This window comes from Mycolicibacterium hodleri, assembly GCF_025822245.1.
In the GTDB taxonomy this organism is placed as follows: Bacteria; Actinomycetota; Actinomycetes; order Mycobacteriales; family Mycobacteriaceae; genus Mycobacterium; species Mycobacterium hodleri.
The window spans coordinates 26,626-46,733 of the sequence record NZ_JACKTL010000052.1; the positions used below are offsets into that span (position 1 = coordinate 26,626).

Genomic DNA, 20,108 nt, shown 5'->3' on the forward strand with positions numbered 1-20,108 from the left:
CGTGACGTGGTCCCGCGACGGATTCGTGAACCGACGGAATGTCAGTTGTCGCCGGGGATGGCCGTCGGTGCGGGGGGCGCCTTGACCGGAGGTGTGAACAGGTTGCCGCCCGTGGGGTTGATCGACTTCTCGGTGGGCGTCACCGAGGGGGCCGACGTCGACGACGATGGGGCGGTGGTCGTGGTGGGCGTGGTTTCGGGGGCCTTGTTCGAACTGCCGCCGCACGCTGCGGTCAGGCCGACCATCGCGACGACGGCGGCCCCTCCTGCGTAGGCCGCGACACGGCGAGCCAGGCGATGTGACCTCATGATGCTGTCCTTACTAATCCCCGAATTGCGAACGCGTGTCCTTCGGCGAATCGCGAGGCGATTCCGCACGGTCCCTGGTGCTGGACGCGCGCACCAGCCCCATCCCGAAGCGGGTTCCGGTGACAAAACTCTAGCTGACCACGGGAACGACCACGCAGGTATTTCACTGGAGGCGTAGAGGGGCCTCCCGGTGACCTCGACCCGCTTGACGGTGTCAGAGGGTAAGTGTTTACTCGTCCAATCGAACATATTTTCGAATTAGGGAACGAGTCGGATGGTGCGGAAGGTGTTCTCGTGGCAGTCGTGATGGATGTGACTCAGTCCGGGAAAAGCCGCGCTGAACAGGTGGAACACCTTCGACGCAAGATGGCCGAGGTGTCCGGCAGGACGTCGCCCACGGCGGGTGCGACGCACCGCGGTTCCATGCCCTCGCGCGCCTCGATTCCGACCTCGGAAAATTTGCTGCCGATGCCGGAATCGCTGTCCGAACTGCTGCCTGACTCGTTGCCGCGGGGTTCGGTCGCGGTGCTGTCGGGAGCCCGGTCCCTGCCGCTTCGATTGGTGGCCGCGGTGACGGCGGCGGGTGGGCATGCGGCGATCGTGGGTCAGCCGGGCGCGGGTCTGCTTGCCGCCGTCGAGATGGGTGCCGACCTGAGCAGGCTTGCGGTGATCCCCGACCCCGGTGCCGATCCGGTGGAGGTGGCTGCGGTGCTGATGGACGGATTGGATTTGGTGGTGCTCGGCCTGGGCGGACGGGCGGTCTCGCCGACCAGGGCGCGTGCCGTCACGGCGAGGGCGCGGCAGAAGGGATGCACCCTGCTGGTCGTCGACGGCGACTGGCACGGAGCCTCGGCACGGCTGGAGTCGAGGGTCTCCGGTTTCGAGGTGACGGGTGCGGGCGCCGGTGCCCCCACCCCGGGATGCGGACGGATAAGCCGGGTGAGGTTGGCGACCAAGGCCTCCGGCCGCTCGGTCGGTCTCGCCCGAGTAGTGGGCGGATGACGTGCCAGGCCGAGTGCTGGCCATCTGGTGCATGGACTGGCCCGCGGTGGCGGCGGCTGCCGCGGCGGGTCGGCCGGCGACCGATCCCGTCGTGGTCACCCTGGCCAATCGCGTCGTGGCGTGCTCGGCGTCGGCTCGCGCGGCCGGGGTGCGCCGGGGGCTTCGTCGCAGGGAGGCGCAGGCGCGCTGTCCCAGCGTCCACGTCGTCACCGCCGACCCCAGTCGCGACGCCAGGCACTTCGAAGGCGTGACGGCGGCCGTCGACGAGGTCGTGCCACGTGCGGAGGTGCTGCGACCAGGCCTGCTGGTGTTGTCGGTGCGGGGCGCGGCCCGTTACTTCGGGTCGGAGCAGTCGGCCTCGGAGCGGCTGGTCGACGCCGTCGCCGCGGCCGGCGCGGAATGCCAGGTGGGCATCGCCGACCAGTTGGCCACTGCCGTATTCGCCGCTCGCGCCGGCTGCATCGTCGAACCCGGCCGGGACGCGGCCTTCCTGGCCGCCCTGTCGATCCGGCAGCTGGCCACCGAACCCAGCCTGTCGGCACCCGGTCGGGACGATTTGGCCGACCTGTTGTGGCGCATGGGGATTCGCAGCATCGGGCAGTTCGCCGAGCTGTCGCGTACCGACGTGGCTTCCCGGTTCGGGGCCGATGCGATCTCCGCCCACCGGTTCGCCCGCGGGGAGTCGATGCGCGGGCCGTCGGGTCGGGAGTCACCACCGGAGCTCGACGCGGTCATGGACTGCGATCCACCGGTGGACCGGGTCGACGCCGCCGCCTTCGCCGGCCGCTCGCTGGCCGGCGAGCTGCATCGCAGCCTGGAGGCGGCGGGGGTGGGCTGTACGCGGTTGGCGATCCATGCGGTCACGGCCAACGGTGAGCAGATGCACCGTGTCTGGCGCTGCGCCGAGCCGCTGACCGAGGATGCCACGGCCGACCGGGTGCGCTGGCAGCTCGACGGCTGGCTGAACCGTCGGCGCGAGGGGCGCCCGGCCGGGCTCGGTGGCCCGATCGTCACCCTGCGGCTGCAGCCGGTGGAGGTGGTGTCGGCCTCGGCGTTGCAGCTGCCGCTGTGGGGTTCCTCCGGTGACGACGACCGGTTGCGGGCCCGTCGGGCACTGGTCCGCGTCCAGGGACTGCTCGGGCCGGAATCGGTGCAGGTGCCGGTGCTCAGCGGCGGGCGTGGGCCCGCCGAGCGCATCACCTTCACGCCGTTGGGCGACGAGCCCGTACCTCGGGCCGATCCGGGCCAGCCCTGGCCCGGGCAGCTCCCCGAACCGTCGCCGGCCGTGCTGCTCGACGATCCGGTGGAACTGCTCGACGCCGAGGGCAATCCGGTCCGGGTGACGGGGCGGGGGTTGTTCTCGGCTGATCCGGTGCGGCTGACCGGGGACGGCCGAAGGTCGGGACGGTTGAGGTGGTGGGCTGGCCCGTGGCCGGTGGACGAAAGGTGGTGGGACCCGCAGGAGTCGGGGAAGGCGGGGCGCACGGCGCGGGTGCAGGTACTGGTCGAGGAACCGGGAGGTCGAGGCGACGTGGTCGACCGGGCGATGCTGCTGTGCTATCGGCAGCGGCAGTGGTTCTTGGAGGGGGTCTACGAATAACGATTGTGCACAATTGAATTGTGAGCTACGGTTTTGGCATGGCGGTTCTGAGCGTCGATCGGCAACTGTGCTTCGCCCTCTATTCGGCGTCACGGGCGATGACCGCGGCCTACCGACCGGTCTTGGCGGAGATGAACCTCACCTATCCCCAGTACCTCGTGCTCTTGGTGCTGTGGGAGGCCGCGACTGCCGAGGGGCGCGTCACCGTCGGCCAGCTCGGCGAACGTCTCCAGCTGGACTCCGGGACGCTGTCTCCGCTCCTGAAGCGGTTGGAGGCCAACGGGTTCGTCCGTCGCGAGCGCTCGCGGGACGACGAGCGCCTCGTCGAGGTCACCCTCACCGAGAGCGGACGCTCCCTGGAGAGCCGCGCGCAGTGCGTCCCCGAACGACTGTTCGCGTCCACCGGCATCACCGAGCAAGACGCCGCCGACCTGCGTGATGCGGTGCGACGGCTCACCGAGGCGCTCGCCGCGTCACCCGACGCTTCCCACGCACGATCCACGAGTCCGCACTAGGAATCACACGAAGGGAAACCGCAATGAAGACCTTGTACACCGCAGAGGCGTTGGCCACCGGCGAAGGGCGCGACGGACAGGCCAGGAGCGCCGACGGCAGGTTGGACCTCCAGCTGGCCATTCCCAAAGAGATGGGCGGCAGCGGCGACGGCACCAATCCCGAACAGCTGTTCGCCATCGGCTATGCCGCCTGCTTCCACTCGGCGCTGCGACTGGTCGCCCGGCAGGAGAAGGCGGACGTCTCGGATTCGACGGTGGGCTCGAGGGTGTCGATCGGCACGCTCGACAACGGCGGCTTCGGTCTCGCGGTGGAGCTGGAGGTCACCTTGCCCAACGTCGACCACGCCACCGCACAGGCGCTCGCCGAGAAGGCGCACCAGGTCTGCCCCTACTCGAACGCGACCCGCGGGAACATCGACGTCACCCTCGTGGTGACCGACGACTGACGCTCACCCGAGGGTGGCGGCGAAGGGTCCCACCCGCGCGATGAACCGGTCGAAGAAGACCTCCGGGTCGACGTCGACTCCGATGTGCGCGTTGGGGTATCGGCCCCAATGTCCACGCCAGTCGGCGACCGTCATCCCGCGGGTGAGGGTGCCCGTCAGCTCGACGTCGACGGTCGCCTGCCGGCAGCCGACGAGGTCGGGGTCCAGTGCCACCGCGGCGGCGAGGGGATCGTGCAGGTGGGCCAGGTAACCCTCGCCCTGGTCGAAGTGGAACTCGAAGTAGAAGCGCATCGCGTCCTCGAGCACGCGTATCAGCGGGTTCGACGCCGCCGATCTGGTCCCTCGGTCGTCGAGCACGCTCATCGGCGTGGTGGCCGACCCGGCCGCCGCCGCCAGCCGGCTGAGGGTCGCAGGTGTCATCACGGCATTCTCGGTCAGGTTGAGCCCCAACACGATTGGCAGGTGCGTCGGCTTGTCCAGCCCCCACGCCGCACCCCACACGGTGAAGACCTCCGAGCCCGACTCCGGGTCGACGTTGATGTTCCACTCGGCCACCGGGGTGGTGTTGCCGCGGTAGTCGAACGCGCCGCCCATGATGACGAGCCGTCGCAACAACCGGGGCAGGCTCGGTTCGAGGCGCATGGCGAGTGCCAGATTGGTCAACGGTCCGGTGACCAGGCCGACGAGCTCACCCGGGTGCTCGCGGGCCGCACGCACCCAGGCCGTGGCGGCGTCGTAGTCGGTGAGTCGGCCGTCGCCGGCCGGTAGTCGGGCGTAGCCGAGGCCCTCGGGGCCATGGGTGTCCTCGGCGGTGCGCAGCGGCATCGCCAACGGACGTTCCGAACCCCTCGACACCGGGACGTCGCCCGCACCGCAGAGGGCGAGCAGCCCAAGGTTGTTGACGCAGACCTGGTCGACGGGCACGTTGCCCGCGGTCGAGGCGACGCCGACGAGCTCGGCGTCCGCACTGGCCAGTAGGTAGGCGAGCGCCATCGCGTCGTCCACACCCGTGTCGACGTCGGCGAAGACGGGCAATCGAGTCGTCACGTCCGCGCCCGCCCTCACGACCTCCGTCACGCGGCCAACACTAGGGCGGGGCCGTCACCAATGCACACCAGGTACCAGTCGGACCGCCCGCTTGATCGGTCCCGGTGTGCGCAGGTTCACCAAGCCCGGGCCCAGCATGCGAACGGGTCGTCTCGGCCGTCGCGTCGGCTGGTGCTCCGTGGGCGTGGCGACTCCTCGGGCGGCCGGCGAATCGGGATAGCCGAGATACAACTGGTGCAGGATCCGACGGGACAACCCGGGTGCGAAGTAGTGCCCGACGTCGGCCAGCGTGCCGACCGGCGTGTCGATCCTGGCGGGCTTGTCCACCAGCCCGCGGACCACCATCGCGGCCGCGTGGTCCGCGGTGATGGCGGGCATCGGGTTGAGCTTGCGCGACGGCGCGATCATCGGTGTCTTGACCAACGGCATGTGGATGCTGGTGAAGGTGATGTGGTCCGAAAGCGTTTCGGTGCCAACCACTTCGGCGAAGGAGTCGAGTGCGGCCTTGCTGGGAACGTAGGCGCTGTACTTCGGGCTGCTGGCCTGTACGCCCGCGCTCGACACGTTGACGACGTGGCCGAAGCGACGTTCGCGCCAATGGGGTAGCAGTGCAAGCACCATGCGCACGGACCCGAAGTAGTTCACCGCCATCACGCGCTCGTAGTCGTGCAGCCGGTCGGTGGAGGCCGACACCGACCGCCGGATCGAGCGGCCCGCGTTGTTCACCAGGTAGTCGACGTGGCCAAACCGACCGAGGATGTCCTTCACGGTGTGATCCACCGACGCCGAATCGGTGACGTCACAGGTGAATGCGTGCGCGTCGCCACCGGCCTCGCGGATCTCGGCGACCAGGTCGTCGAGTGCGTCGGCGTTGCGCGCCAAGGCGAACACGCGCGCCCCGCGTTCGGCCACCGCGAGGGCGGAGGCCCGGCCGATGCCACTGGACGCACCCGTGATGACGACGTGGCGGCCGACCAGCGCACCCGCAGGATCGTCGCGGCGGGCCCGGTCCGGGTCCAGGTGCTCGGCCCAGTAACGCCACAGCAGGGGTGCGTAGGACGCGAAGTCGGGAACCCGTATTCCGCTGTCGCGCAAGGCCTCTACGGCATTGTCGGAAGTGAACGTCGGGGCAAGGTCGACGACGTCGAGGATCTCCGCCGGGATGCCCAGTTGGGTGGCTGCCATGTTGCGCAGGATCTTGGCCCGTCCGGTGGCGGTGAGCAACGGCGTCGCCAACGACCCGGGCAGTGAGCCACGGAGCTCCGGCAAACGTGCCTCCTTGGCCACGCCGCGGTAGATGTGCGTCAGGCCAATCGATTTCGGTGCCGTCAGGTGGAACGTCTGCCCGTCTCGGTCGGGGAGGTGCATGAGCGTCGCGACGGCGTCGACCACGTAGTCCACGGGGACGACGTTGGTGCGGCCGGTGTCGGGCAGCATGATCGGCGTGTATCTCGGCAGCACGGCCAGCTTCGCGAGCAGCCCGAAGAAGTAGTACGGACCGTCGACCTTGTCCATTTCGCCGGTGCGGGAGTCCCCGACGACGACGGCGGGCCGGTAGACCCGGTATCGCAAACCCGGTGCGGCGCGGACCAGCATCTCTGCTTCGAACTTCGTCTGGTGGTACGGCGTCGGCAAATCCTGTGCGACGTCGAAGTCGTCCTCGGTGTACACGCCGGGAAAGGTGCCGGCGACCGCGATCGAGGACACGTGGTGCAGGGTGGCGTCCACCCGCAACGCCAAGTCGACCACCGCCTTCGTACCGTCGACGTTGGCGGCGCGTTGAGCCTCGTCGTCGGCCGTCACGTCGTAGACGGCGCCGCAGTGCACGACGTGGTCGACGGATCCGAGTTCGGCGACGGCCGCCTCGGACAGGCCCAGGTTGGCTGACGTCAGGTCTCCCACCAGCGGTTTCACGCGTTCGCCCCACTGTGCGGCGAGCCGCTCGAACCGGGACAGCGACTCCCGGCGGACCAAGATCCAGACGTCGGAATCGTCGGTTCTGGCCAGAATCGCGGACACGACGCGGCGGCCAATGAACCCGGTACCGCCGGTAACGACATAGCGCATGCGAGACATGGTCACCCTAGTTCCGGCAAAGGTCAACCCACCGCGCCTCGGTGCGGGACCGTCGCGCTATCGTCCGATTGAGCCGCCACCGCCTTCAAGGGAGAAGAGCATGCCGATCAACCCCGACGCCATCGGTGCCACCACCGCACCGCAACCGTTCGAGTGGACCGAGCGCGACACGCTGCTCTATGCGCTCGGGGTCGGCGCGGGCGTACGAGATCTGGCGTTCACGACCGAGAACAGCCACGACATCCAGCAGCAGGTACTGCCGACCTACGCCGTCATCGCCTGCCCGGCGTGGGGGGCGGTCGGCGAGGTCGGCAGCTTCAACTTCGCCATGCTGCTGCATGGTTCGCAGCAGATCCGGCTGTACGAGCCTCTTCCGCCGTCGGGAAGGCTCGACGTCCACTCCGAGGTCGTCGACGTCCAGGACAAGGGCGAGGGGAAGAACGCCATCCTGGTGTTCAAGGGCGTCGGCACCGATCCCGACACCGGCAAGGTGGTCGCCGAGACCACGTCGACGGCCGTGATTCGCGGCGAGGGCGGCTTCGGCGGTCAGCCCGGCGAACGCCCCGTCGCCCCGGAGATCCCGGATCGCGAGCCGGATGCCACGGTCGCACTGCCCACGACCGAGGATCAGCCGCTGATCTATCGGCTGTCGGGGGACCGCAATCCGCTGCACAGTGATCCCTGGTTCGCGCAGAACCTCGCGGGCTTCCCAAGGCCAATCCTGCACGGGCTGTGCACCTATGGGGTCGCGGGCCGGGTGCTGGTGGCCGAACTCGGCGGCAACGACGCCACGAAGATCACCGCGGTCGGCGCACGGTTCACCTCGCCGGTGTTCCCCGGCGAGACGCTGACGACGTCGGTGTGGCGCACCGAACCCGGGCACGCGGTGTTCCGCACCGAGGCTGCCGGGGCCGACGGGTCCAACGCGCGCGTGGTGCTCGACGACGGCACCGCGGAGTACGTGGACTGACGGGACCTCAGCGCCGCGGCAGGACGTTCGACGCGCGCTAGCCGCACCGGGGCCGGGCGCCGTCACCAGGTCTGTTCGGCCGCCCGCACCAGGATTTCGTTGACGGCGACCCGGCGATCGCGCGTCACCATGTAGGTGACCGCGTCGGCGATGTCGCCCGGCTCGAGCTTCACCATGCCCGGGCTGCGCTGTTCGATGGCCTCCCGATCGGCCACGGACAGGTTGTCGGTGATCTCGGTCTGCACCGTCCCCGGCTCGACGAGGCCGACCCGGACCCGCTGGCCCAGCACCTCCTGGCGGACGGCCTCGGAGAACGCGCCGACGCCGAACTTCGTCAGTGAGTAGACGGCGGTCCCCGGGCGCGCGACGCGACCCGCGGTCGAACTGATGTTGACCACGTCGGCGACACCGCGCGGCGAATCCGCGGCGGCCGCGATCAGGTGCGGCAGGGCGGCCCGCGTCATGTACAGCACGCCCGCGACGTTGACCGACAGCATCGTGTCCCAGTCGGCGGGGTCGGCGTCGGCGGCCGGTCCGATCAGCATCAGGCCCGCGTTGTTGACCAGGGTGTCGAGCCTGCCGAGGCGGTCGACCACCCGCTCGACCGCGGCGGCGGCCCGAGACTGGTCGGACACGTCGGCCTCCACGGCCAGCGCCGTGCCCCCGGCGGCTTCGATGCGGGCGGTGAGGTCGTCGAGCCGGTCCTTGCGCCGGGCCAGCAGGGCAACGGTCGCGCCCTCGGCGGCCAGGGCGATCGCCGTGGCCTCGCCGATGCCACTGCTTGCGCCCGTGACCAGTGCCACCGTGTTGTCGAGTCGTCGCGTCACGATGGCCACAATCCACTTTGGACCGCAGTTATTCCGCTGCGCTACCCGGTGCCGTACGCCGCGGCGATGCCGGGGGAGTCCAACCACTTGGAATAGGTGGGAGCCTTCGGCCATCCCCGTGGCGAGTCCTGCCATTCCTCCTGACGACCCCACGGCAGCAGGTCGATCAGCGCGAAGCTGTGGCTGAGCTGCTCGGTGCCGCGACCGTCGGTGTGCCAGGTGCGGTACACGGTGTCGCCGTCGCGGAGGAACACGTTGACGGCGAAGCCGGTGCCCGGTGCCGCACCCACGTCGGCGCCGAAGCTGCTCTCCGACGACGAGTACCACTCCATCTGGTTGCCGACCTTGGCCTTGTAGGCCAGGGCCTCGTCGATGGGTCCGTTGGTGACGATCACGAAGCGGGCGTCGTAGGCGGCCAGGAACTCCAGCCGGGTGAACTGCGACGTGAACCCCGTGCAGCCGCCGCACTGCCAGTCCGCGCCGTCGGTCCACATGTGGTTGTAGACGATGAGCTGTCGGCGACCGTCGAAGACGTCGACGAGCGGGACGGGACCGTCGCGTCCCACCAGCGTGTAGGGCGGCATCTCGACCATCGGCAGCCGCCTGCGCTGCGCGGCGATCGCGTCGAGTTCGCGGGTCGCGGCCTTCTCCCGGGCGCGGAGGTCGTCGAGGGCGGTGCGCCAGGTGGCCTGGTCGACCACCGGGGGCATGGCGGGCGTGGTCATGGGTGTCTCCTCGCGGTTGGGTTCCTCCGATGATGACCCGGTCGACGCCTGAAAGTCATCGCGTCGACTGTCGAACGCATGTTCGATAGACTGGGCCGATGGGTTGGAACGACGGGCCGTCGACCTGGGGCGAGATGCAGCGCGTGCTCACCAGCAAGCCGCGCCGCGCCGGGTCCCGCCTGCCCGAGCCCACCGGCGACGGCGGTGACAGCCCCGCCTGGTCCCGCAAGCGGGGCAGCTACGAGCGGCCCGACGATCATCAGCGCACGGGCGCGTCCACCCCGTACGCCGAACTCCACGCCCACTCGGCCTACAGCTTCCTCGACGGGGCGAGCACCCCGGAAGAACTCGTCGAGGAGGCCGCCCGGCTGAACCTGCAGGCCATCGCGCTGACCGATCACGACGGGCTCTACGGAGTGGTCCGATTCGCCGAGGCGGCCCGGGAACTCGACGTCCAGACGGTGTTCGGCGCCGAGCTCTCGCTGGAAAACGTGCCCCGCACCGAGACGCCCGATCCGCCGGGGCCGCACCTGCTGGTGCTGGCGCGCGGACCGGAGGGGTATCGGCGACTGTCGCGGGAGCTTGCCACCGCCCACCTCGCAGGCGGGGAGAAGGGAAAGCCGCGCTACGACTTCGACGCACTGAGCGAGGCCGCCGGCGGACACTGGCAGATCCTCACCGGTTGCCGCAAGGGCCATGTGCGCCAAGCGTTGTCGACGGGTGGACCCGAGGCGGCCACCGCCGCGCTCGCCGACCTCGTCGACCGGTTCGGCGCCGACCGCGTGAGCGTCGAGCTCACCCACCACGGACACCCCCTCGACGACGAACGCAACGCCCAGCTCGCCGCCCTGGCGCCGCGGTTCGGGGTGGGCGTCGTGGCCACCACGGCCGCACACTTCGCCGAACCGACCCGCGGCAGGCTGGCCATGGCGATGGGTGCCATCCGGGCCCGCAACTCGATGGACGAGGCCAGCGGATGGCTTGCCCCACTGGGTGGTTCGCATCTGCGGTCGGGCGACGAGATGGCCAGGTTGTTCGCCCACCATCCCGGCGCGGTGGCGGCCGCGGCCGAACTGGGGGAGCAGTGCGCGTTCGGGCTGGCCCTCATCGCCCCGAAGCTGCCCCCGTTCGAGGTGCCGGCGGGGCAGACCGAGGACAGCTGGCTGCGGCACCTGGTGATGACGGGTGCGCGCGATCGGTACGGCCCGCCGGAGCGTGCCGCGCAGGCCTACGCCCAGATCGAGCACGAGCTGAGCGTCATCGCCAAGCTCGACTTCCCCGGCTACTTCCTGGTGGTGCACGACATCACCCGGTTCTGCAAGGACAACGGCATCCTCTGTCAGGGTCGGGGATCGGCGGCCAACTCCGCGGTCTGCTACGCCCTCGGCGTCACCAACGTCGACCCCGTCGCCAACGAGTTGCTGTTCGAACGGTTCCTGTCACCGGCGCGCGACGGACCGCCGGACATCGACATCGACATCGAATCGGACCTGCGCGAGAAGGCGATTCAATACGTCTACCAGCGTTACGGCCGCGACTACGCCGCCCAGGTCGCCAACGTCATCACCTACCGCGGCCGCAGCGCGGTGCGCGACATGGCCAGGGCGCTGGGGTTCTCCCAGGGGCAGCAGGACGCCTGGAGCAAGCAGCTCAGCAAGTGGAACGGGCTTGCCGACTCACCCGACGTCGAGGAGATTCCCACGCCGGTGGTCGACTTGGCGCTGCAGATCAAGGATCTGCCTCGGCACATGGGCATCCACTCCGGCGGCATGGTGATCTGCGACCGGCCGATCGCCGACGTGTGCCCGGTGGAATGGGCGCGGATGGAGAACCGCAGCGTGCTGCAGTGGGATAAGGACGACTGTGCGGCAATCGGTTTGGTGAAGTTCGACCTGCTCGGGCTTGGCATGCTCTCGGCGCTGCACTACGCCATCGACCTGGCCGCCGAGCACAAGGGTCTCGAGGTCGACCTGTCCAAGCTCGACCTGTCCGAGGAGGCCGTCTACGAGATGCTGCAGCGCGCCGACTCGGTCGGGGTGTTTCAGGTCGAGTCCCGCGCGCAGATGGCCACGCTGCCCCGGTTGAAGCCACGGGTGTTCTACGACCTGGTGGTCGAGGTCGCGCTGATCCGCCCGGGGCCCATTCAGGGCGGCTCGGTGCACCCGTACATACGGCGCCGCAACGGAGACGAGGTGGTCACCTACGATCACCCGTCGATGGAGCAGGCTCTGCGGAAGACGTTGGGAATTCCGCTGTTTCAAGAGCAGCTCATGCAGTTGGCCGTGGACTGCGCGGGCTTCTCCGCCGCCGAGGCCGATCAGCTGCGTCGCGCCATGGGGTCCAAGAGGTCCACGGAGAAGATGAAGCGGCTCCGCAGCCGGTTCTACGACGGCATGCGAGCCCGGCACGGCATCACCGGCGACGTCGCCGACCGGATCTACGAGAAGTTGGAGGCGTTCGCCAACTTCGGCTTCCCGGAGAGTCATTCGCTGTCGTTCGCCTCACTGGTGTTCTACTCGTCGTGGTTCAAGCTGCATCACCCCGCGGTGTTCTGTGCCGCGCTGCTCCGCGCGCAGCCGATGGGGTTCTACTCCCCGCAGTCGTTGGTCGCCGACGCCCGTCGGCACGGCGTGCTGGTGCACGGCCCCGACGTCAACGCCAGTCTGGCGCACGCCACGCTGGAGAACCGTGGCCTCGAGGTCAGGCTGGGTCTCGGTGCGGTGCGGCACGTCGGCGACGAGTTGGCCGAGCGCATCGTCGAGGACCGAAATGCCCACGGCCCGTTCACGTCACTGGTCGACCTGGCAGGCCGAGTTCAGCTGTCGGTGCCGCAGACCGAGGCGTTGGCCACCGCGGGTGCGCTCGGCTGTTTCGGGGTCACCCGGCGGGAGGCGCTGTGGGCGGCGGGGGCCGCGGCATCCGAACGTCCCGACCGGCTGCCCGGCGTCGGGTCGTCCTCCCACGTCCCGTCCCTGCCCGGCATGACCGAACTCGAGTTGACGGCCGCCGACGTCTGGGCCACCGGGGTCTCGCCGGGCAGCCACCCCGTTCAGTTCCTCCGCGAACGCCTCGACGAGCTGGGCGTCGTGCCGGCCAACCAGCTCTTGTCGGTACCCGACGGCACCCGGGTGCTGGTCGCCGGTGCGGTGACCCACCGGCAGCGACCCGCGACCGCCCAGGGGGTGACGTTCATGAACCTCGAGGACGAGACCGGCATGGTCAACGTGATGTGCTCCAAGGGGGTGTGGGCGCGGCACCGCAAGCTGGCGCAGACGGCGTCGGCGCTGGTGATCCGGGGCATCGTGCAGAACGCGACGGGCGCGGTCACCATTGCGGCCGACCGGATGGGGCCCGTCGACCTGAGGGTGAAGACCAAGTCCCGCGACTTCCAGTAGGCGCAGCAGTGAGTGATCCTCAGCCCCTGGAGGTTTCGGACAGCGACCGTGAGGGTCGCCACAGAAGGGCGCCGACGACGAGACCCATGAACGGAATGGCGGCCAGCACCGTGCTGAGCGTGGCGCTTCCGCCGGTGACGAGGGTGAAGTTCGTCAGGACCAGCCACATGCTCGCGACCAGGCCGAGGCAAGCCAGTGCTGGCGCGATTCGCGTCTGCCAGATGCGTCCACCGGAGTGCTCGCGGTGGCGCACGAAGTAGGCGAGCACTGAGACCGACGTGGTGAGCATGAGCAGCACCATGCCGACGGTGGCGACGCCGGCCATCGAGCCGAAGACACCTACCAGGGGGTCGATTCCCAGTATCGCCAGGATCGCCACGATCACCGCGGCTGTCACCGTCTGCACCGCCGACGAGAACGCCGGAGAGTCGTGGCGTCCGTGCACCTGCGCAAGACGTTCGGGAAGCAGGCCCTTTCCGGCGAGCACGAACTGGTAGCGGGCGATCACGTTGTGGAAGGACAGCACGCAGGCGAACAGACTGGTCAGCAGCAGGACGTTGACGACGTCGCGACCTATTCGGCCAAGACTCGCTTCGGTGGTGTCGAGCAGCATGTTGCCGTCACCGGCAAGGGTGCGCTGGGCGACGGCAGCCACCTGGTCCGGACCGAGCGCCACGACGAAGGCCCAGCACGTCACGGTGTAGAAGGCGCCGATGATGAGGACCGCTGCGTACGTGGCTCGGGGGATGGTGCGTTCGGGATCACGGGCTTCGTCGCGGAAGACCGCGGTCGCCTCGAAGCCGATGAAGCCGGTGAGGGCGAAGAGTACGGCGATGCCCAGCACGCCGTGGGTGAACACGTCGGGCTGAAACGAGGTGAGGCTCAGGCCGCTGGGGCCGGGCTTGGCGACGATCGCGAGGTCGAGCAATACGACGATGCCGATCTCCAGGACCAGTGCGACTCCCAGTACCTTGGCGCTGAGTTCGATGTGGCGGTAGCCGAGCAGCGCGACGATGGCGAGCACTGCGAACGAATAGACGGGCCAAGGTATTTGCGGTCCGTCGTAATGGCCGACGGTGTCACCTATCGCCCACCCGATGTAGCCGTAGATGCCGACCTGAATGGCGGTGTAGGCGATCAGCGCGACGACCGCTATGCCCTTTCCCGCTCGTTGGCCGAGGCCGACCGTCACGTAGGAGAAGAAGGCACCTGCCTCGGGCACGTGCGGTGTCATGGTCACGAAGCCGACGCTGAACAGCAGGAGTACCAGTGAGGCGATGAGGAAGCCCACCGGTGCGCCTGCACCGTTGCCAAGTCCCATTGCCAACGGCATGTTGCCGCCGATGACGGTCAGTGGCGCGGCCGCGGCGATCACCATGAAGACGATGCCGACGGTGCCGAGCCGACCGGTGAGGCGATTGTCCTTCTTGGGCAGCGGGTGTTCGGTCATCGGGTCTCCTGGAATTCCGGGAACGGGGTGGTGAGTGCCTCGTGGAGGAGGTCGTGATCTAGGGCATGGGCGGTCAGTCCGTTGCGGCCGACGAGGGTCGTGGCGGAGGTCAACACGTTGACGATGGCTTCCTCGGTGGCCTCGATGGTGAGGTCGAAGAGACGGGTCATCAGCTGGGGGGCGACCATGCGCAAGGGAATTTCGGGGACGGCGGCGTCGGGATCTTCGTCCCATGCGTAGGGCGGGATGCCGCGGTTCCCGGTTGCGAATGCGAGCATCATGTCCCCGCTGTACTGCTCGCCGCTACCGCCGACCCGGCTCACTGCGAGCGCTGATCGCTGGGCTAGTCGGGCGCACTGATGTGGCAGCAGCGGAGCGTCGGTGGCGACGATGACGATGATCGATCCTGATCCTGGCTCGTAGCGGCGGGACACTTCGGGAAGAGGCACCGCGTCGGGTCCGATCCGCTCCCCAACGGGTACGCCGTTGATGCGGAGTCGTTCGCGCCGACCGTGATTGGCCTGAACCAGGACTCCCACCGTGTATCGCCCGGTGGCGGTGTCGGTGACTCGGGAGGAGGTTCCGATGCCTCCCTTGAAGCCGTGGCAGATCATGCCAGTGCCACCTCCGACGTTGCCCTCGGCGACGGGCCCGCCGCGCGCGGAGTCGAGTGCGGATCGGACGTGCTCGGCGCGGACGTGGTGGCCGTTGATGTCGTTCAGAAGCCCGTCGTAGGTTTCACCGACGACGGGTAGGGACCAGTAGACGCCTTCGCCGCGGGCCTCTACCTGGGCGGACACCAGGGCGTCCCGAACCACTCCGACGCTGTGCGTGTTGGTCAGGCCAATGGCGGAGGTGAGCTCGCCGGATTCGCGAATCCACTCCAGCCCGGTCAGTTCGCCGCTGCCGTTGAGGCGGTGGGCTCCGGCGAAAACCGGTTCGGTCCAGATGTCGTCGTGCGGGACGACGACGGTGACGCCGGTGTGGACGCCCGGGGACCCAGGCTCGTCGAGGGTGACGTGTCCGACGCGCACGCCGGTGACGTCGGTGATGGCGTTGTTCGGCCCGGTGGGGTGTTCACCGACGACGACGCCGAGATCTCTGGCGCGCAAGCGATCCTCCAGGTCCGGTAGTTATTTTCCGTGAGTGAAAAGAATGCGCGCAGGTGGAGGTCTGCGCAAGTGGAACGACCAAATTGGTGTCGGCTCGTTCGGAGTCCGACGCGTCGGCAAGTACCCTCGCCTGATCAACGAACGGATCGAGTCGACGGGTGGCGGGAAGCGGGTGACGCGTGGCACGGCCTAGCCGGCAAGAGGAGCGACGCAGCGAAATCCTCGATGCGGCAATTGGTTTGATCGAGCGACACGACTTGGCGAGTCTGCGGATCACCGATGTCGCCGCCGAACTCGGACTGACGGCCAATGCGGTCCGTTACTACTTCAAGGACATGGATCAGCTGTTGGCGGACCTGGCGCTGCGGTCTGACGTTCGCTTCTATGACGAGCGCCTCGCGGTGGTCGAACGCACCGACGGCGCGTGCGCACAGCTGGCGTTGACGATCGCCGCAGGGCTTCCCACCGGTCCCGAGGACGCTGAATGGCGAGCCATCTGGCGCGCGGTCCTGGCAGCCGGATTCGAGTTGGACCAGCGTCGCGACGTCCAGGGCATCTACCACCGGCAGGTCGAGCTCTACGTTCGGGTTCTCACCACCGGGGCTGAGGCGGGTGAGTTCCGCCTTGGCTCGCCGGTCCGCGACATCGCGATGACGTTGATGGCGCTGGAGGACTACCTCGGCTATCGCATCGTGGCGCGTGACCCAGCGCTAGACCGTGCGACGGCCCTGCGGCTGTTGTCCGAGTATGCCGAGCTTGCGACGGGTGCTCACCTGCCACCGATGGCGTAGAACCAGTAGCCCGTCCCCCAATCGGTGGACAGCGCGTTCATCCCGTCCGTCCACCGGTCACCCGACAGACTTTGTCGCCGCGCCGCGACATAGTTGTCTCATCGCCGGAACACACCGGCCAGCCAGGGCCAAAGGGCCACTTAGACAGAAGGATTCGACATGACCACCATCTTCCGCACCATCGCCGCCGCCACCATGATCGGTGCCGCCGCACTCGGACTGGCCGGAGCCGCCAGCGCCTCCACCTCCACCTCGCCGCAGGGCCCGGGCAACGTCTTCAGCCCCGGCACCTACGCCACCCCGGCCCCCACCGTCGGCCCCGGCTGGTACGGCAACCACGGCCCCGCCTACATTGCCCACCTCACCGGCAAGTAGCCCGGCCCGCACCACCCCAGAACCCATCAGGCCCTCCCCAACCAATCCCCGGGGGAGGGCCTGATGTATTTCCGGGGCGGGTTTTGATGCTCCTATTCGAGTCACGCGGCTCGCTGCTGGCTGGAGATCGTGCGCGGGCGAATTCAGCGCTAATCGCCGTCCATCGCCGACAGCAGTGCCGACACCGCCGGGCGGCGGTCCTGCGCATTGCCGACCAGTACCAATGCGACGTCGTCGAGGTCGACGATGGGCACGAACGACAGCTCCGCACCGCCGTGCGCCTGTGCGACCGACAAGCTGGTGATCGCCATGCCACGCCCGGCCGTCACGAACGCCATCATCTCCTCGACCGTCCTGGCGGGCGGCCCCACGGTCCGCGGTGCGCGACGGCCCGGCCGCGGGTTGACGATCCAGTAGTCCCGGTCGCTGGCCGCATCGACGATCGGCTCGTCGTCGAGCTCAGCCAGCGCAAGCTGCGCCCGTGAGGCCAGCTGATGCAGGCGAGGGAACACCGCCACCCGGCGCACCCGGCGCAGCGGCACCACCCGCAGCGCCGGGTCGGTGAAATTCTGCGGCACCTGCAGGAAGCACAGATCGAGTACGCCGCTGCGCAGCCGGTCGAGTTCGTGGCCCCACGGCACATGCTCCAGGCTCAAGGTGATCCCGAGCTCGTCGCCGGTCCCCAGCAGGTGGCTCGTCACGTCTCGCGGTGTGCTGCTGCCGAATCCGACCGCCAAAGGTGCCGAGAGGGCGGTGCTGCGCGTCGACTGCAGCGCCCGGTCCACCCGCTGCAGAATGTCGACCGCCGCGGGCAGCAGCACCTGCCCGGCCTCGGTCAGCACCACCGAACGCGTCGACCCGCGCGGGCCACGGTCGACCAGCCGGGTCCCGACGATCTTCTCCAGCCGCTCGATACCCTGACTCAGCGTCGGCTGCGCCACGTGCAACGCCCGGGCCGCCTCGGTGAAGCTGCGAGACTCGGCCAGGCCGACGAAGTACCGCAGCAGCCGAAGGTCGAGATCGGACACGCCCAGACCTCCAGCGACACGATGAGCTGGCCTGATTGGTCAGGCCTATGAGCGCTGATTAAACGCCTATTCGACGGCGTTCGCGCGCTGAACTTAGGCTCCCGTTGCATGCGCTCCCTTCGCGACCTGCCCAAGGCGCATCTGCACGCCCACCTCGACGGTTCCTACCCGGTGGCCGCCGTCCAGGAGTTGGCCCAGCGCCGCCGCACGCCGTTCGACCGGCCCGCCCAGTTTCCCGACGTGTGGGCGTTCTTCGACGCGTACGGCACGGTGCCCGCGCTGGTGGAAACCCGCGAAGACCTCGCCGGGCTGTGCCGGGCGCTGGTGCACCAGGAAGCCGAAGAAGGCGTCGTCTACCTGGAGCCGGCCATCGAACCGCAGCTCTACGCAAGACTCGGCACCCTGACAGCCGTCACCGACACCATCCTGCGGGCGTTCGCCGAAGCTGCAACCGAAACCGGCATCGAGGTCGGCGCCACCCTGACCATCAACACCGACGCCGACGAGGAGATCGCCGTCGAACTCGCCTCCGTCGCAGCCGCTTTCGCAGGAACGGGTGTGACGGCGCTGGGCACCGCCGGGTTCGTCGAACCCGCCGGGCTGCATCGCTACACCGCCGCCGCCGACAAAGCCCGCGCGGCGGGGCTGCCGATCGTCAGCCATGCCGGCCAGACCGGTGGCCCTGACAGCGTGCGCGAAGCCTTGGATGTGCTTGGCGCCAGCCGACTTTCGCATGGCTTCCGCTCGATCGAGAACCCGGAGTTGATGGCCCGGCTGGCTGCCGATCAGGTCTGCTGCGACGTCTGCCCGGTGTCGAACGTCGCACTCGGCGTCGTCGCCGACTTGGCCTCCCATCCCGCCCCAGCTCTGCTGAAGGCAGGCGTGCCGGTGACGCTCAACGCCGACGACCAGCTGTGGTTCGGCGTCGGCATCACCGGCCAATACGAGATCGCCCGGCGCACCTGGGCTCTCGACGACCACACCCTCGCCGAGTTCGCGCGGTCCGGAACGTCCGCGCGAGGCATGAGTACCAGCACAAAAACCCGGATGACCACCGCCATCGACGCATGGCTCCAGGAGGAACCGCGATGAAGCACCTCATCTTGTCGGCGTTCGAAATCAACGGGGTGAACCTCACCAGCCAGGGGCTGTGGGCGCACCCCGAGAACCAGACCTACCGCTACAAAGACCTGAACTACTGGGTCGACCTGGCCAAGCTGCTCGACCGCGGCGGCTTCGACCTGCTGTTCCTGGCCGACTCGTACGGCTACCCGGTGCTCAACGGCACGACGCCCGACGTCGCGTTCGAGCAGGCGGTGGAGATCCCGAAGAACGACCCGATGCTGCTGTTGCCCGCCATGGCCAGCCACACCGACCAGCTGTCCTTCGCGATCACCACCTCGACCACCTTCGAACATCCCTACGCCAATGCGCGGCGCCTGGCCACCCTCGACCACCTGACCGGCGGTCGTCTCGGCTGGAACGTGGTGACCACCAGCAGCGCCGTGGTCTGCGAGCTGTTCGGCCGGACACCCGTGCCGCACGACGAGCGCTACGCCATGGCGCAGGACTTCCTCGACGTCACCTACAAGCTGCTCGAATCCTCCTGGGAGGACGACGCGGTGGTGGCCGACAAGGCAGCCCGGTTGTATGCCAATGCCTCCCGGATCCATCCGATCGAACACGACGGCCCGTACTTCTCGGTGTCCGGCTACTTCAACTGCGAACCGTCGCCGCAACGCACCCCGGTGATCCTGCAGGCCGGCGCCTCCCCGGCCGGCCGCAGATTCGCCGGCGCCAACGCGGAAGTGTCCTTCCTGCAAGGAAAGGACGCCGCCATGCTGCGCGGCCAGGTCGACGATCTGCGGGCCGCCGCGGTGGCCGCCGGCCGCGAACCCGATGCGATCAAAAGTATTTCGGGCCTGTCGGTGGTGACCGCGCCGTCGCGGGCGCAGGCCGAAGAGCGGCTCGAGGAGTACCTGTCCTGGGTCGACCCCGAAGCGGCCCGGACCTACTACGCCAGCATGACCGGCATCGACCTGAAGAGCCTCGACCCCGACGCCTCCTTCGCCGACGTCCGCACCGAAGGCGGCCGCACCCAGGTGGACCGCTACCGCGACAACACCGTTGCCGAAGCCACCGCCGACTTCCTGCGCCGCGGCATGCGGGAGCTGATCGTCGTCGGCACCCCGGATGAGGTCGCCGACGAGATCGCCGCCCTGGCCGACTACACCGGCCTCGACGGGTTCAACGTCACGCCGTTCGTCTCACCCGGCTCGTACGCCGAGTTCATCGACGACGTGGTGCCGCAACTGCGTCGACGCGGCCTGCTGCCGACCGAACCGCGCCGCGGCACCCTGCGCGAACGAATCTTCGGGCAGGGCGCAGTACGGCGCCCCGCGGCCGTGAGTACCGCCCGATGAAACTCCCTCGCTCAGCGT

At 68.8% G+C, this 20,108-nt stretch carries 18 protein-coding genes; 10 read left to right on the top strand and 8 right to left on the bottom strand.

Annotated features, from left to right (window positions below):
* Positions 1–41: 41 nt before the first annotated feature.
* Positions 42–308 (bottom strand): hypothetical protein, encoded by a 267-nt coding sequence (locus H7J06_RS21945; RefSeq protein WP_264041251.1) that lies wholly within the window; start codon positions 306–308, stop codon positions 42–44.
* A gap of 294 nt (positions 309–602) precedes the next feature.
* Between H7J06_RS21945 and imuA' the strand changes: the two genes are divergently transcribed.
* Genes imuA' through H7J06_RS21965 form a run of 4 tightly spaced genes read left to right on the top strand, consistent with a single transcriptional unit; the run spans position 603 to position 3,871 of the window.
* A complete protein-coding gene (gene imuA' / locus H7J06_RS21950; protein ID WP_372515383.1) occupies positions 603–1,310 on the top strand; it encodes a DnaE2-dependent mutagenesis accessory factor ImuA' in 708 nt (235 codons plus the stop codon).
* Positions 1,311–1,341: 31 nt separating this feature from the next.
* Entirely contained in the window at positions 1,342–2,910 is a 1,569-nt protein-coding gene (locus H7J06_RS21955; protein ID WP_264041396.1) for a DNA polymerase Y family protein, read from the top strand.
* A 38-nt stretch (positions 2,911–2,948) separates the two neighbouring features.
* Positions 2,949–3,425 carry a MarR family winged helix-turn-helix transcriptional regulator gene (locus tag H7J06_RS21960; protein WP_264041253.1) on the top strand — a complete coding sequence of 159 codons (477 nt, stop codon included), beginning with the start codon at positions 2,949–2,951 and terminating at the stop codon, positions 3,423–3,425.
* A gap of 23 nt (positions 3,426–3,448) precedes the next feature.
* On the top strand, positions 3,449–3,871 hold the full coding sequence (locus tag H7J06_RS21965) for an organic hydroperoxide resistance protein (RefSeq protein ID WP_264041255.1): 423 nt from the start codon (positions 3,449–3,451) through the stop codon (positions 3,869–3,871).
* A 3-nt stretch (positions 3,872–3,874) separates the two neighbouring features.
* Here the strand turns inward: H7J06_RS21965 and H7J06_RS21970 are convergent, their stop codons facing one another.
* Positions 3,875–4,906 carry a nucleoside hydrolase gene (locus tag H7J06_RS21970; protein ID WP_264041397.1) on the bottom strand — a complete coding sequence of 344 codons (1,032 nt, stop codon included), beginning with the start codon at positions 4,904–4,906 and terminating at the stop codon, positions 3,875–3,877.
* A 66-nt stretch (positions 4,907–4,972) separates the two neighbouring features.
* Positions 4,973–6,985 (bottom strand): SDR family oxidoreductase, encoded by a 2,013-nt coding sequence (locus H7J06_RS21975; protein ID WP_264041257.1) that lies wholly within the window; start codon positions 6,983–6,985, stop codon positions 4,973–4,975.
* Between the two features lie 109 nt (positions 6,986–7,094).
* Between H7J06_RS21975 and H7J06_RS21980 the strand changes: the two genes are divergently transcribed.
* On the top strand, positions 7,095–7,964 hold the full coding sequence (locus H7J06_RS21980) for a MaoC family dehydratase (protein WP_264041258.1): 870 nt from the start codon (positions 7,095–7,097) through the stop codon (positions 7,962–7,964).
* A gap of 62 nt (positions 7,965–8,026) precedes the next feature.
* Here the strand turns inward: H7J06_RS21980 and H7J06_RS21985 are convergent, their stop codons facing one another.
* Complete coding sequence (locus H7J06_RS21985; RefSeq protein ID WP_264041259.1) at positions 8,027–8,791, bottom strand: SDR family NAD(P)-dependent oxidoreductase; 765 nt, start codon at positions 8,789–8,791, stop codon at positions 8,027–8,029.
* A 41-nt stretch (positions 8,792–8,832) separates the two neighbouring features.
* The gene (locus tag H7J06_RS21990) at positions 8,833–9,516 is read right to left on the bottom strand and encodes a DUF899 domain-containing protein (protein WP_264041260.1); all 684 of its coding nucleotides are present in this window, start codon (positions 9,514–9,516) and stop codon (positions 8,833–8,835) included.
* 98 nt (positions 9,517–9,614) lie between these two features.
* Between H7J06_RS21990 and H7J06_RS21995 the strand changes: the two genes are divergently transcribed.
* A complete protein-coding gene (locus H7J06_RS21995) occupies positions 9,615–12,911 on the top strand; it encodes an error-prone DNA polymerase (protein WP_264041261.1) in 3,297 nt (1,098 codons plus the stop codon).
* A gap of 19 nt (positions 12,912–12,930) precedes the next feature.
* Here the strand turns inward: H7J06_RS21995 and H7J06_RS22000 are convergent, their stop codons facing one another.
* Both H7J06_RS22000 and H7J06_RS22005 read right to left on the bottom strand, forming a co-directional pair.
* Positions 12,931–14,361 (bottom strand): APC family permease, encoded by a 1,431-nt coding sequence (locus H7J06_RS22000; RefSeq protein WP_264041262.1) that lies wholly within the window; start codon positions 14,359–14,361, stop codon positions 12,931–12,933.
* Positions 14,358–15,473: a DmpA family aminopeptidase gene (locus H7J06_RS22005; RefSeq protein WP_264041263.1), complete on the bottom strand. Its 1,116-nt coding sequence runs from the start codon at positions 15,471–15,473 to the stop codon at positions 14,358–14,360. The genes H7J06_RS22000 and H7J06_RS22005 overlap by 4 nt, the downstream gene beginning before the upstream one ends.
* 179 nt (positions 15,474–15,652) lie before the next feature.
* Here H7J06_RS22005 and H7J06_RS22010 point away from each other — a divergent pair, with 179 nt between their 5' ends.
* Positions 15,653–16,264: a TetR/AcrR family transcriptional regulator gene (locus H7J06_RS22010; protein ID WP_264041264.1), complete on the top strand. Its 612-nt coding sequence runs from the start codon at positions 15,653–15,655 to the stop codon at positions 16,262–16,264.
* Between the two features lie 159 nt (positions 16,265–16,423).
* A complete protein-coding gene (locus H7J06_RS22015) occupies positions 16,424–16,639 on the top strand; it encodes a hypothetical protein (RefSeq protein WP_264041265.1) in 216 nt (71 codons plus the stop codon).
* 149 nt (positions 16,640–16,788) lie between these two features.
* Here the strand turns inward: H7J06_RS22015 and H7J06_RS22020 are convergent, their stop codons facing one another.
* Positions 16,789–17,667: a LysR family transcriptional regulator gene (locus H7J06_RS22020; RefSeq protein ID WP_264041266.1), complete on the bottom strand. Its 879-nt coding sequence runs from the start codon at positions 17,665–17,667 to the stop codon at positions 16,789–16,791.
* Positions 17,668–17,775: 108 nt separating this feature from the next.
* Here H7J06_RS22020 and add point away from each other — a divergent pair, with 108 nt between their 5' ends.
* Entirely contained in the window at positions 17,776–18,759 is a 984-nt protein-coding gene (gene add / locus H7J06_RS22025) for an adenosine deaminase (RefSeq protein WP_264041267.1), read from the top strand.
* On the top strand, positions 18,756–20,090 hold the full coding sequence (locus H7J06_RS22030) for an NtaA/DmoA family FMN-dependent monooxygenase (protein WP_264041268.1): 1,335 nt from the start codon (positions 18,756–18,758) through the stop codon (positions 20,088–20,090). Before add ends, H7J06_RS22030 begins: the two co-directional genes overlap by 4 nt.
* Positions 20,091–20,108 lie beyond the last annotated feature (18 nt).